Below are 12,194 nucleotides of genomic sequence, written 5' to 3'. Positions count from 1 at the left end.
GGGTTTCCCCATGTGAGAGTAGGTCATCGTCAAGATTAAATTCCGAAACCCCTATCTGCTGACGCAGGTAGGGGTTTTGTTTTGCCCGCAGGAAAAGTCTACGAAAGCTCGTGATAAATTTGCACAGTTATTTCCGAGCTGGAGCACTAGAATAGCCCCACCTTAGCTGAGCCAGAGCTGTTTATGCCCGATCCGTCAGACATTGATAGGTTGTCAGATCTACCCCTGAGCGATCTGGTGGCATGTCATGAGTGCGACCTTTTGATGCGCAAGCCTCAACTGGCCCATGGCGAAAAAGCCGAGTGCCCCCGCTGCGGCTATGAGCTCTATGCTCACCGGCACAATGTAGTCGAGCGCAGTCTTGCCCTGGTTATCGCCGCCCTGCTGTTATACGTGCCGGCCAACTTCTTACCCATCATGCAACTCAATCTGCTCGGGCAGTCGTCCCAGGATACCGTTTGGAGTGGGGTAGTCGGTTTGTTCGATACCGGTATGCAAGGTATCGCGGCAGTGGTGTTCCTGTGCAGCATGGGCATCCCGCTGCTCAAGTTGTTTTGTCAGTTGGCTGTGCTGTTGACCATTCGCTTGGACTTTGGCCGTAGCTACGGTTTGTTGCTGTACCGCATTTATCACCATTTACGAGACTGGGGGATGCTTGAGGTCTACCTCATGGGCGTGCTGGTGGCCATCGTCAAGTTGGCCGACATGGCGGCCATCACCGTAGGCCTTGGCCTGGTGTGTTTCATCAGTTTGTTGCTGGTCCAGGTCTGGCTGGAGGTGGTGATGTCACCGCATCAGATCTGGCAGGCGTTATCAGGAGAAGATGCCCATGCGGGCGATTGATGCAGGCATTCTGATCTGTACGGAGTGCCATGAGTTGAATCGGCAGGACGCTGAAGCCGACAACCAAACCTGTACTCGCTGCGGCGCGCTGGTTCACCCCCGTCGCCCGAACAGCTTGATGCGGACCTGGGCATTGTTGATCACGGCCGCGATTCTCTATATTCCGGCCAACATGTTGCCGATCATGACCATCAACTCGCTGGGCCAAGGTGCCCCGAGTACGATCATGTCCGGCGTCATCGAGTTGGTACAACACGGCATGATTCCCATCGCCGCCGTGGTGTTCATCGCCAGTATCCTTGTACCCACCTTCAAGTTGGTGGGTATCGCCTTGTTGCTGTTTTCCGTGCAACGACACCAGCCCATGTCGGCGCGGCAACGCATCTTTATGTACCGTTTCATCGAGTTCATTGGTCGTTGGTCGATGCTGGATATTTTCGTGATTGCCATTCTGGTGGCAGTGGTGAATTTTGGGCGACTCGCCAGTGTCGAAGCCGGTCTCGGCGCGATCGCTTTCGCCAGCGTAGTGATTTTGACAATGATTGCCGCAGTAACTTTCGATCCCCGACTGATTTGGGATAACACGGAGTCGGATGACGACCATGACTGATTTGCCTAACGCTAAAACCCGACCGGCTTCGAACTGGTCGGCCATCTGGGTCTTGCCGTTGATTGCCTTGATCATCGGCGGCTGGCTCGGCTGGCGGGCTTATAACGAGACCGGAATCGAGATCACTGTGCGCTTTGAGAGTGGCGAAGGCATCCAGGTCAACAAAACCGAAGTCGTCTACAAAGGGATGACGGTCGGCAAAGTGACGGCCCTTAAACTCGATGACGAAGGCAACTCCAAGGGCGTGGTCGCGACGGTCGAGATGAATAAGGACGTCGAGCAATACCTCAAGACCGGAACGCGTTTCTGGCTGGTCAAGCCGAGCGTAAGCCTGGCCGGGATCACTGGCCTGGAAACCCTGGTATCGGGTAACTATGTGGCCATCAGCCCCGGTGAAGGCGAATCGACCCGTAAATTCAAGGCCCTGGTCGAAGAGCCGCCGCTGTCGGACGCCAAGCCGGGTTTGCATCTGACCCTCAAGGCTGATCGGTTGGGTTCACTGAACCGTGGCAGCCCGGTGTTCTACAAACAGATCCAGGTCGGTCAGGTGAAGAGCTACCTGCTGTCCGAGGATCAGAGCAAGGTCGAGATCAAAATCTTCATCGAGCCGACCTATGCCAACCTGGTGCGCAAACATACGCGTTTCTGGAACGCCAGTGGCATCAGCATCGATGCCAACCTCTCGGGCGTCAAAGTGCGCAGCGAGTCCCTGGCCAGCATCGTGGCCGGGGGGATTGCCTTCGCCACGCCGGAAAGCCGCAAGGACAGCCCGCCGACGGACCCAAGCCTGCCGTTCCGTCTTTACGAAGACTTCGACGCTGCTGCGGCGGGTATCCGTGTAAAGGTCAAACTCAGCGATTTCGAAGGATTGCAGGCCGGCCGTACGCCGGTCATGTACAAGGGTATTCAGGTCGGCAGTCTGAAGAACCTCAAGGTCGATCCAGACCTGTCCAGCGCCACGGCTGAATTGACCCTGGACCCGCTGGCCGAAGATTACCTGGTGACCGGCACGCAGTTCTGGGTCGTCAAGCCGTCGATCTCCCTGGCGGGTATCACTGGCCTGGAAGCGCTGGTCAAGGGCAACTACATTGCCGTGCGACCGGGTGACAAGGGCGGCGCGCCGCAGCGCGAGTTCGAAGCCCGGGCCAAAGCGCCGCCGCTGGACTTGCGTTCCCCGGGGCTGCACTTGGTCCTGCTGACCGAAAACCTCGGATCGCTGGAGGTTGGCAGTCCGATCCTCTACAAGCAGGTCAAGGTCGGCTCGGTGCAGAGCTATCAGTTCTCCCGCAAGAAAAAGCAGTTGATCATCGGTGTGCACATCGAGAAGGAATACGAAGGACTGGTCAACGGCTCCACACGTTTCTGGAACGCCAGTGGCATCACCCTCTCGGGAGGCTTGACGGGCGGGATCCAGGTCAAGAGTGAGTCCCTGCAAAGCCTGATGGCTGGCGGGATTGCCTTCGAAACCCCGGAACCGAATGTGCCGCTGAAAAGACGCATTCCACGCTTCCGCCTGTTTGCCGATCATGAAACTGCACAGCAGCGGGGCACCATGGTCACGATCAAGGTCGACCGCGCCGATGGTTTGCGCAGTGGTACGCCGATTCGTTTCAAAGGGTTGGATGTAGGCAAGATCGAGGACGTTGATCTCAGCGCCGATATGCAATCGGTGCTGCTCACTGCGCGTATCACCGAAGTGCCGGAGCGCATCGCCCGGGTCGGGTCCCAGTTCTGGGTGGTCAAGCCTGAACTGGGGTTGATGAAGACCTCCAACCTGGAAACGCTGGTAACCGGCCAATACATTGAAGTGCAGCCTTCGGCGAAAAACCTCGGGCCGCAGAAGAGCTTCGTGGCCCTTGCCAATCCACCGGAAAGCGCTGTACCTGAAGCGGGGCTGAGCCTGGTGCTGAGCGCGGCCCGCCGTGGTTCGTTGAAGATCGGCGTGCCGGTGACCTATCGCGAGATTACGGTGGGCAAGGTTACCGGTTATGAACTGGGCCAGACGGCGGACCGGGTGCTGATCCATATCCTGATCGAGCCTAAATATGCGCCGTTGGTGCGCAGCGGCTCACGCTTCTGGAACAGCAGTGGCTTCGGTCTGGACTTCGGTCTGTTCAAGGGCGCGACGGTGCGAACCGAGTCGCTTGAAACGCTGATCCAGGGTGGCATTGCCTTCGCAACGCCGGATGGCGAAAGAATGGGCAGCCCGGCACGAGCGGAGCAGACCTTCCCACTGTTCGACAAGTTTGAAGATGAATGGCTGACTTGGGCGCCGAAGATCAGTCTCGGCAAATAATTGGGCCGCGTTAGTTTGTCCTGACGTCTTCGCGAGCAGGCTCGCTCCCACAGATCAAGTGTCGTTCATGGCTATCAAGTACGACATCAATCCAATGTGGGAGCGAGCCTGCTCGCGATGATGTTCATTAAAGACTTCGCAATGAAAAAGGCCGCGATCCATTTGGATCGCGGCCTTTTTCACATCCGGAGATTCACATCACACCGGATCCAGCTCCGGCTCATCGGCCTGTACATTCACCGTGGCCTTCACTGCATCATGACGACGGATGTACTTCCAGTCCGCTTCGTCGATGTAGATGCCGTTCGGGCCGCTGCCGCCCTCCAGGTCGATGGCGACACTGGCGCAGACTTGCGGCTTCACGCTGGCCAGGATCGGCACGAAGCCCAGTTGCAGGCTAGTTTCCAGCAGCGCGGCCTGGTTTTTCTCGTCGATGTCCGCCGCTTCGTCGAGGTAGTACGGCAAGCGCACACGACCGGCCTGTTCGCGGTCCATCAGGTGCAGCAACAAATACATGTTGGTCAGCGCCTTGATGGTCATGGTGGTGCCGTTGGATGCCGCACCGTCGATGTCGGTGTGGATCACGGGTTGGCCGTTGACCTTGGTGATCTCGAACGCCAGTTCGAACAGGTCCTTGAGACCGAGCTGGTTGTGGTTCGCTGCCACCAGCCGCGCCAGGTATTCCTTGGCTTCTTCGTTCTTGTTGTCCTGCTCGGCGCTCTGGCTGAGGTCGAACACCGACAGCGTCTCGCCTTCCTCGTACTGGCCGGCACTGTGGATGATCTGGTCGATGTGCTTGAGCGCTTCCTTGTTCGGCGCCAGGACGATCCGGAAGCTCTGCAGGTTGGACACCTGGCGCTTGTTGATCTCGCGGTTGAACAGCGCCAGTTGATGTTCGAGGCTGTCGTAGTCGCTGCGAATGTTGCGCAGGGTCCGGGCAATGTCGGTCACTGCCGCGCGTCGGGCCTTGCCCAGGGTCAGGGCTTCGTCGGTGCGGTGGGCATAGGCGTTGATCAGCAGTTGCAGACGGCGTTCCATGTCGTCTTCACTGTCGAACTTGGCCACGCCCTTGAGGCGCACCTGGGCATACAGCGCTTCGATCTGGCCGTCGATCCGCAACAGGCCTTGCCAGCTATCCTGATAGTCATTGAGCAGCGGCAGCAGGTTGTCCATGGAATCGTCGACCGGGTCCATGAATGGCGTGCCGAACGGCAGGTCCGCGGGCAGCAATTGGCGACGGCGCAGGGCGTCGTCGAGGGTGCGCTGCTTGGCTTCCATGTCGGCGATCTGCCTGCCCACCAGTTGCAACTTGGCGGACAACTGCTGGACGCGCTCGGTGAAGGCATCGCTGGAGCGCTTGAGTTCGTCCTGGGCGGCTTCCATTTGCGCCAGTTGCTCGAGCTTCTCGCCTTCCTCGGCACTCAGGGTCTGGGTGCGGCGGAAGTCTTCCAGGGCTTTTTGCGCATCCAGGACCTGTTGGTACAGCGCTTCGGTCTGGGTCTTGCTCGCGGCACGGTCGGCGGCCACGGCTTGCTGGGTCTTGAGCTGCTTGAGTTCTTTTTCCAGGCGCTCTTTCTGGTCCCGCAGTGCGGCGCGATCGGCCAGGGCTTGCAGGGCTGGCGGTTCGATGTGGGACAGGTCGATGGACAGGCCCGGGACTTCGAAGCGTTCGCCCTTGAAGCCGTCGAGGATCAGTTCCATGGATTTGACCCACTCGCCGTTTTCGTCCAGCGCGATGCCGTGTTCGCCCAGTGGCAGGCTGAACAGGGCGCTGTTGAACAGGCGCATCAGGCGCTCGACATCCTGTTGCGAGAACTCTTCGCGCAGGCGGGCGTAGCTGTTGTTGTCGGCGTGATCGAGTTGCTGCTTGACCGACTTCAGGCGTTTTTCCAGATCCCGCAGGCGCTCTTCGAGGTCTTCGGCGCTGAACTGCCGGGACTGGGCCAGGGCGCCGGCCAGTTCATCGTGGGCGTCCTTGGCGGCGAGCAGTTGCTGCTCCAGGACCTTGACGTCATCCACCAGGGCGAAGCGGTTCTTGAGCACTGACAGCTCGCCGATCCAGCGCTGGATACCGCTGATTTCCCGCTCCAGGCGCATCAGCTCCTGGGTGCCACCGCGCTGGTCGTTCTGCAGCGAATCCTGTTCGTTGCGATAGTGTTCGGCCTGGATGGTCAGCTCTTCCTTGCGCGCACTGGCGTAGTCCGACCAGGTACCCAGTAATGAGTCGAGCAATGGCGACAGGCGATGCAGTTTTCCGCGCAAAATGTCGCGCTGCTTCACGCCATTGGCCAGGGCTTCAACCAGCGGGCCGGCGGCGACCAGGGAGTTGTAGTCCTGCTCCATGCGTCGTACGTCGCGGAAGGCTTCTTCGCACGCCGCAATGTAATCCACGCTACCGGAGCGCAGGCTGTGCTCGAACGCGTCGAGGAACAGTTGCTTGAGCTTGGCCGCGGTGATTTCGCGCATGTGCAGCAGGTTGATGAACAGCGCGCGGAAAGTCTTGAGGCTTTGCTCGCTGGTGGAGCGCAGCGGGATCAGCGTCAGGTCCAGCGGAATCGAGGTGTGCCCACCCACCAGCAGGCGCCGCAGTTCATCCGGTTTGAGTTCGTAGGCTTTGAGGCCTTCGCGCTCCAGGTTGGTGAACAGCTCTTTCTGCCGCAGGCAGGTGTCATCTTTCTGGTAGTGAGCCAGGTCCAGTTTGCCAGCGTAGGCAAAGAACTGGTGACCGAAACCGCCGCCCGGGCCGCGACCGACCACGCCGATCACATGCGGGCCGTGGGGCAGGGCGACTTCCACCAGGATGTAGCTGGTGTCCGAGGCAAAGTAGAACCGCCGGGATTGTTCCAGGCTGTACTTGCCGAAGCTCATGTCCGACATGCGCGCCAGGATCGGGAACTGCAAGGCGTTGATCGAGGCGGATTTACCCAGGTTGTTCGCGCCATACACCGACAACGGTTCTTCCAGCGGGAACAGGCCGAGGCTGTAGCCGGCGGTGTTCAAAAGGGCAAAGCGGCGGATGCCGTAGCGTTCCTTGCTCATGCGTCGGTCTCCTGTTCTTCGGCAATGGCGCGGGCCAGTGCGTCTTCTTCGCTTTCACCTTCGAATTCGCTCAGATCTAGCGGATCATCGGTCTGCAGCAGTTTTTCGTCGCTGTCTTCGTCGATCAGCACCGGTGCCGGCAACGGCAGCACGCTGTGCAGGCTGGCGGCCAGGTCGCGGTCCTGCTGGACCGACAGGCAGACATCGAGGAAGCGGTGCATCGGCGGCAGGAAGCGGTACACGCCGTTCTCTTCGCTGGCAAAACCCAGTTGGGTCATGCGCCGCATGATTTTTTCTTCCAGCTCTTCCTGGGTTTGTACTTCGGCCTGGATGAACAGGTCGCGGTATTTTTCCAGCAGCGAAGGCAGCTCATCGCGACCCAGGCTGCCACCGTCGAGCACGGCGATCGGGTCGCGGCCCTGGTCGGCCAGGTGCTCGACGAGGATGAAGGTGAACAGGGCCAGGCGCTGGGCGGTCTTGTTCACCGCCGCGGCGGCCAGGTCCGGCACGAAGTAGTAGAAGCCACGGGTGTCGCATACCAGCTCGAAGCCCAGGGCCTTGAACAGCGTGCGGTACTGGTCCTGGAAGTTCGACAGTTGCGCGTACAGCTCCGGGTCGCGGCGGCTGACGTGATAGCCCTTGAACAGCTCGCGGAAGATCGGCGCCAGCTGGGACAGTTCGGATAGATCAAGATGCATGGGGGATGCTCGCAGAATCCTCGGCGGCGCTGTCGCGGGCCGAGAGCAGGGCGAAGGAGCGCAGGCTGACCTGATGCTCGTGAGTGTGGTATTCGCGGCGTTCCAGACGCTCGCGCTTGAAACGTTTTTCCCGCGACAGGCGCGAGAACCAATACAGCAATTCGTCGGTGGCGCCGTCCGGTTCCTGTTCCAGCAGCCAGGTCATGAGGTCCGGCATCGGCAGGGCGTCTTCGCAACGCTCGACCATCTCGCGCACGGTGCGTGGCGCACGCGGTGCTTCGCCGCCCTTGTGGGTCTTGTGGGACTTGGGGAAACGCGCCGGTTTCGGTTCGAAGCGGGCCAGGGCATAGACATAGGCCTCGACCTGGCTGGCGCTGCCGAGGAAGGTGCTTTGCGGCCGAGTGAACAGCGGCATGGCGGCCTGTGGCACGGCATCGATGCCTTTGCGACGAATGGCGGCCAGGGCCAGCGCGGCGCCACGGGTCACGGCGTTGTGGCGGCGGGCTTCTTCGCGCAGTGGCAGGAGCAGTTCACGGGCATGGCGCAGGGTCAGTTGGGCACTGGTCTGCATCTCGAGGATGCGCGCGTGGGTGCGCAGCAGCATGTCGTCGTCCACCAGGTGGCCGAGGCGCTGCTGTTCGGTGAGCATGCGCAACAGCACGTTCTCGACCTTGCGCACGCCTTGCTCGAACGCGCCATCGGCGTTCACCAGTTGGATCATCGGCTCGACGTATTCGTCCCAGGTTGCCAACACTTCCGCGTAGCGCTGGCGCAGCGGGATCTGCCGGTCGCTGGTCTTGGCCCGTTCGGCCACGGCCACCAGAGCCTGTTCGTCGTTGGCGAGTTTCTTGAGCACGTCGCGCACGCGCATGTCCAGCAGGCGCAACTGGCGGGCCAGGTCGTTGCCGTCGCGGATGTCGAAGGCGTCCTGGATGTAGCCGGCGAGGCGCTCGAGGTGGCGCAGGTAGGCTTCGATCTCCAGGCACAGGCCCAGGCGGTGTTCGCGGCGCAGGTAGGCGAGGAAGTCATGGATCTGGGCATTGAGCTCGAAGCGGTTCGGGCTTTTCGCCACCGGTACGAGGATGTCCAGGCGGATCCACACGTCCAGCAGGTTGGTGATGTCCTGGGGCGTGCTGTCCAGTTGTTGGGCGGCCAGCTGTGAACGCAATTCGTTGAGGCTCAGGGTGCCCTGGTCGAAGTGCTCGCACAAAGGTTCCAGCAATGCCCAGTGTTCAGCGAGGGCGCGCAAGACGCGCTTGGGTTCGATCATCGCAATGGCCGTCGGGTTGGCAATTAAAAGCGGCGATTGTACTGCATCGGGCCGGTTGCGATTCACCCCTTGGACGGACTGTCGTTCTGTATCGATCAACTATCGGTGCAACAGGGAAGCGATCCGCGCCGAAGGGCGGTAGAATCCCTTCCACTTTCAGTTATCCACAAGTGGCCGACCCTTGCTTATCGAGTCCCGTCGCCGCGCCTATCTGACCGCCATGCAGGTGGTCAACTGGCTGCCGCGTACCGAATTGCCGTTCGCCGCCCCGTCGCGGCCCGAGCTGCTGGAAACGCCCGAGCCCGAGTACATTGCGCCGGTCGTGACCGCGCCTGTGGCCAAGACGGTGGCCGAGCCGGTAGCGCCCGTGGCCGAACGGCCGAAAATCGAAGTGCCGCGGCCGAGCCTGGCCTCGACCCGGACCAATGCCAAGCCGGTGGAAGAAGTTGTCGAGGCGCCGCCCAAGGCACCTTACGTCGCCCCGCCGCGTTTCGCCCTGCAACTGCTGCGGGCCGGGCGTTGCCTGTTGCTGGTGGAATTGCCCACGGGCGATCCCTTCCAGAGCCGCGACCCGGCGTATCTGCTGCTCAAGGACATGCTGCGCGCCGCCGGTCTGCCGGACAGCCCGCAAATCATCGGTGAACCGGTGCGCTGGCCGCTGTTGTCCCGCGGCACCATGGACCAGGGGCCGGAAGCGGCGCGGGATTTCGTCCAGGGCTTTGTTTCGGCGCGGCTCGAAGATGAACCCTGTGCGTGTTTGTGGCTGATCGGCCTGCCGGCGGTGAAGTTCGCCGGCGAGGCGGATGCCGAAGCGTTCAATCGCGAACTGCAGGTCGAAGGCCTGGGCTCGGCCTGGGCGTTGCCCGGCCTGGAACTGTTAATGGAAACGCCACAGCGCAAGGCTGATGTCTGGCAAGCCATGCGCCGGCTGATGGCGCGCTGGAAAGAATCGAATGAGTGACGCTGTATCGTTCCGCCCGATGACCGAGGCGGACCTCGACGCTGTGCTGAAGATCGAATACGCCGCCTACAGTCATCCCTGGACCCGCGGGATATTTCTCGACGGGCTGGGCAAATACCAGATCTGGCTGATGTTCGAAGGCCAGCAGCAAGTGGGCCATGGCGTGGTGCAGATCATCCTGGATGAGGCGCACCTGCTCAACATTACCGTCAAGCCGGAAAACCAGGGCCGTGGCCTGGGCTTGCGTCTGTTGGAACACTTGATGTCGATTGCCTACAAGGCCGAGGCCCGGGAATGCTTCCTGGAAGTGCGCGACAGCAACCGCACCGCGTTCCGGCTGTATGAGCGCTATGGCTTCAATGAAGTGGGCCGGCGCCGGGATTATTACCCAGCGGTGGGTGGGCGTGAGGATGCGGTGGTCATGGCGTGTACCTTGGTGGACTGAACTGCCACATCAAGGTTGACCGCAACACCGTCATCGCGAGCAGGCTCGCTCCCACATTAGATCTGCATCGCTCAAGACATTTGGTTATGACGCAGAACCTGTGGGAGCGAGCCTGCTCGCGATGGCGTCAGCTCTATCGACACTTACCGCTTGCCATCCAGCGGATCGATATCGGCCATTTCCGCTTCATCCAGCCCATCGCCCCCACCAATATCATTTTCATCCACCACGCTCAGCTCCCAGTCCGCCTGTTCGTCGTCGCCGGCCTCAAAGGCATCCCGGGCCCCGTCTTCGCGAATCAGTGTTTCCGGGCTCAGGTCGTCGTCGGTCGGCTCGTGATCATCCGTCGAGGCGCCGGTCATGCCCGCTTCGCGCACGCGTTCACGTGGCATCAGCTGTTCGCGTTCGTTTTCCGGCAATTCGTCGCCGATTTTCGCACTGGGCTGTTCGTCGTCGAACTCCAACTCATGCATCGAGCCCATGCGATCTTCGTTGTCGTCGATGGGTTCCGGTTGCGTCGCATCGAAGGGGCGTCGTGAATCATTCATGGCAATTCCTCATACTGTGGGCCTTACTGGTGTCGACCGGCAGCGCACCCAGGAATTCCAATGCATCGCTGACGTGACCTCGACCGGCGGTCGTCTGTCACAGTTGCGCACTCTCTATCGAGGCTAGACAGCATGAACGAATTACAAGATCTGATTGATAACAACGCGCGCTGGGCCGATGCGATCAAGCAGGAAGATCCTGACTTCTTCTCCAAGCTGGCCCGTCAGCAAACCCCGGAGTACCTGTGGATCGGCTGTTCCGATGCGCGGGTGCCGGCCAACGAGATCGTCGGCATGTTGCCGGGCGATCTGTTCGTACACCGTAACGTGGCCAACGTGGTGCTGCACACGGACCTCAACTGCTTGTCGGTGATCCAGTACGCGGTGGACGTGCTCAAGGTCAAACACATCCTGGTCACCGGCCATTACGGCTGTGGCGGTGTGCGGGCCTCGATGCAGGACCGGCAACTGGGCCTGATCGACGGCTGGTTGCGCTCGATTCGCGACCTGTACTACGAGCATCGCGAGGCGTTGGGCCAATTGCCGACCGAAGAGGAACGTGTCGACCGCTTGTGCGAGCTCAACGTGATCCAGCAGGTGGCCAACGTCGGTCATACCAGCATCGTGCAGAACGCCTGGCACCGTGGGCAGAAACTGTCGATCCACGGCTGCATCTACGGCATCAAGGACGGACGCTGGAAAAGCCTGGACACCACGATCAGCGGTTTCGAGCAACTGCCGCCGCAGTATCGGCTGCGTCCGGTCGACGCACCCTGATTCAGGGTCAGTCGCGATGACAGCGACGACGCCAGTGCCGTAGGAATTTCATTCCCTGCTCATTCGGCGGTTCGTCATAGCCGGTGATCCAGCCATGGCAGTTGGATGAACCGCACCGGCAGGCGAACTGCCGATACAGTTTCCGTTCGGTGCTGGCGTAGTCCATCGTCAGGTAGTCGCCTTTGTGGATGTGGGTCAGCGACCACAACCACAATTCGCTCATGTCGAGAAAGACATTCGGGTTGCAAGAATGCAGCAGCAATCCAGCGAAACGTGGGTCATACATGTGTATTTCCGGCAATATCTGCAGCGTATGCAGGCGTCGTCGGCTCACCAGAAGCCCCGATACCCGGCACATCCGCTCCATGGGGGGGAAGGCCCTTCGGGCGATGACCCCATTGCTGCGTCCGTCGCTCGTTTGATGCACGTCGAAATCGCGGACGGATGGATAACCCAGGCGGGTGCTGAGTTCTTTTTCAGGGTAAATGCAATCCTGGTTCTGTGAGCTAGCTCTATTTGCAATGAAGGTGGTCATGACGGTCCCTGTCGGCTTAGGGCACTCGAATTTTTGGCGCCGGCGATCCTGCCAGCGGTCGCTATAGACATTGATAGCTTCGCCCAAGTCGAGCGCGGCATCTACTGTCGACTCTGACAGGAGCCAAAGGCGCTTTCCCGCGTCAGTGCAAGCTTACGCGGGAAGGCGCCCC

General features: G+C 60.6%; 12 protein-coding genes. 7 read left to right on the top strand and 5 right to left on the bottom strand.

What is annotated here, in order from left to right; genetic code table 11:
* Nucleotides 1–183 precede the first annotated feature (183 nt).
* The 3 genes from DTP52_RS20365 to DTP52_RS20355 are packed head-to-tail and all read left to right on the top strand — an operon-like array spanning nt 184 to nt 3,749.
* Entirely contained in the window at nt 184–843 is a 660-nt protein-coding gene (locus tag DTP52_RS20365) for a paraquat-inducible protein A (protein WP_109754935.1), read from the top strand.
* On the top strand, nt 830–1,453 hold the full coding sequence (locus DTP52_RS20360) for a paraquat-inducible protein A (RefSeq protein ID WP_109754934.1): 624 nt from the start codon (nt 830–832) through the stop codon (nt 1,451–1,453). The genes DTP52_RS20365 and DTP52_RS20360 overlap by 14 nt, the downstream gene beginning before the upstream one ends.
* Nucleotides 1,446–3,749 carry a PqiB family protein gene (locus DTP52_RS20355; RefSeq protein WP_109754946.1) on the top strand — a complete coding sequence of 768 codons (2,304 nt, stop codon included), beginning with the start codon at nt 1,446–1,448 and terminating at the stop codon, nt 3,747–3,749. The genes DTP52_RS20360 and DTP52_RS20355 overlap by 8 nt, the downstream gene beginning before the upstream one ends.
* A gap of 198 nt (nt 3,750–3,947) precedes the next feature.
* On the opposite strand, the gene mksF is transcribed toward DTP52_RS20355, so the two are convergent.
* The 3 genes from mksF to mksB are packed head-to-tail and all read right to left on the bottom strand — an operon-like array spanning nt 3,948 to nt 8,756.
* A complete protein-coding gene (gene mksF, locus DTP52_RS20350; RefSeq protein WP_109754933.1) occupies nt 3,948–6,788 on the bottom strand; it encodes an Mks condensin complex protein MksF in 2,841 nt (946 codons plus the stop codon).
* On the bottom strand, nt 6,785–7,486 hold the full coding sequence (mksE, locus tag DTP52_RS20345) for an Mks condensin complex protein MksE (RefSeq protein WP_014340217.1): 702 nt from the start codon (nt 7,484–7,486) through the stop codon (nt 6,785–6,787). Before mksE ends, mksF begins: the two co-directional genes overlap by 4 nt.
* Nucleotides 7,476–8,756 (bottom strand): Mks condensin complex protein MksB, encoded by a 1,281-nt coding sequence (gene mksB / locus DTP52_RS20340; RefSeq protein ID WP_109754932.1) that lies wholly within the window; start codon nt 8,754–8,756, stop codon nt 7,476–7,478. Before mksB ends, mksE begins: the two co-directional genes overlap by 11 nt.
* 181 nt (nt 8,757–8,937) lie before the next feature.
* Between mksB and DTP52_RS20335 the strand changes: the two genes are divergently transcribed.
* Nucleotides 8,938–9,717: an energy transducer TonB gene (locus DTP52_RS20335; protein ID WP_109754931.1), complete on the top strand. Its 780-nt coding sequence runs from the start codon at nt 8,938–8,940 to the stop codon at nt 9,715–9,717.
* Nucleotides 9,710–10,162 carry a ribosomal protein S18-alanine N-acetyltransferase gene (gene rimI / locus DTP52_RS20330; RefSeq protein WP_047229376.1) on the top strand — a complete coding sequence of 151 codons (453 nt, stop codon included), beginning with the start codon at nt 9,710–9,712 and terminating at the stop codon, nt 10,160–10,162. The genes DTP52_RS20335 and rimI overlap by 8 nt, the downstream gene beginning before the upstream one ends.
* Nucleotides 10,163–10,305: 143 nt before the next feature.
* Here the strand turns inward: rimI and DTP52_RS20325 are convergent, their stop codons facing one another.
* The gene (locus DTP52_RS20325) at nt 10,306–10,710 is read right to left on the bottom strand and encodes a serine kinase/phosphatase (protein ID WP_109754930.1); all 405 of its coding nucleotides are present in this window, start codon (nt 10,708–10,710) and stop codon (nt 10,306–10,308) included.
* Between DTP52_RS20325 and DTP52_RS31405 the strand changes: the two genes are divergently transcribed.
* Complete coding sequence (locus DTP52_RS31405) at nt 10,709–10,837, top strand: hypothetical protein (protein WP_256594270.1); 129 nt, start codon at nt 10,709–10,711, stop codon at nt 10,835–10,837. The genes DTP52_RS20325 and DTP52_RS31405 overlap by 2 nt on opposite strands.
* A 5-nt stretch (nt 10,838–10,842) precedes the next feature.
* Nucleotides 10,843–11,487, top strand: coding sequence for a carbonate dehydratase (gene can / locus DTP52_RS20320; RefSeq protein ID WP_003205581.1), 645 nt, complete (start codon nt 10,843–10,845; stop codon nt 11,485–11,487).
* Nucleotides 11,488–11,494: 7 nt separating this feature from the next.
* Here can and DTP52_RS20315 read toward each other — a convergent pair whose 3' ends face one another.
* Entirely contained in the window at nt 11,495–12,022 is a 528-nt protein-coding gene (locus tag DTP52_RS20315) for a lysine methyltransferase (RefSeq protein ID WP_109754929.1), read from the bottom strand.
* Nucleotides 12,023–12,194: the final 172 nt, after the last annotated feature.

The organism is Pseudomonas sp. 43mfcvi1.1 (assembly GCF_900115935.1).
In the GTDB taxonomy this organism is placed as follows: Bacteria; Pseudomonadota; Gammaproteobacteria; order Pseudomonadales; family Pseudomonadaceae; genus Aquipseudomonas; species Aquipseudomonas bijieensis.
This window is presented reverse-complemented; position numbering and strand designations above follow the sequence as displayed.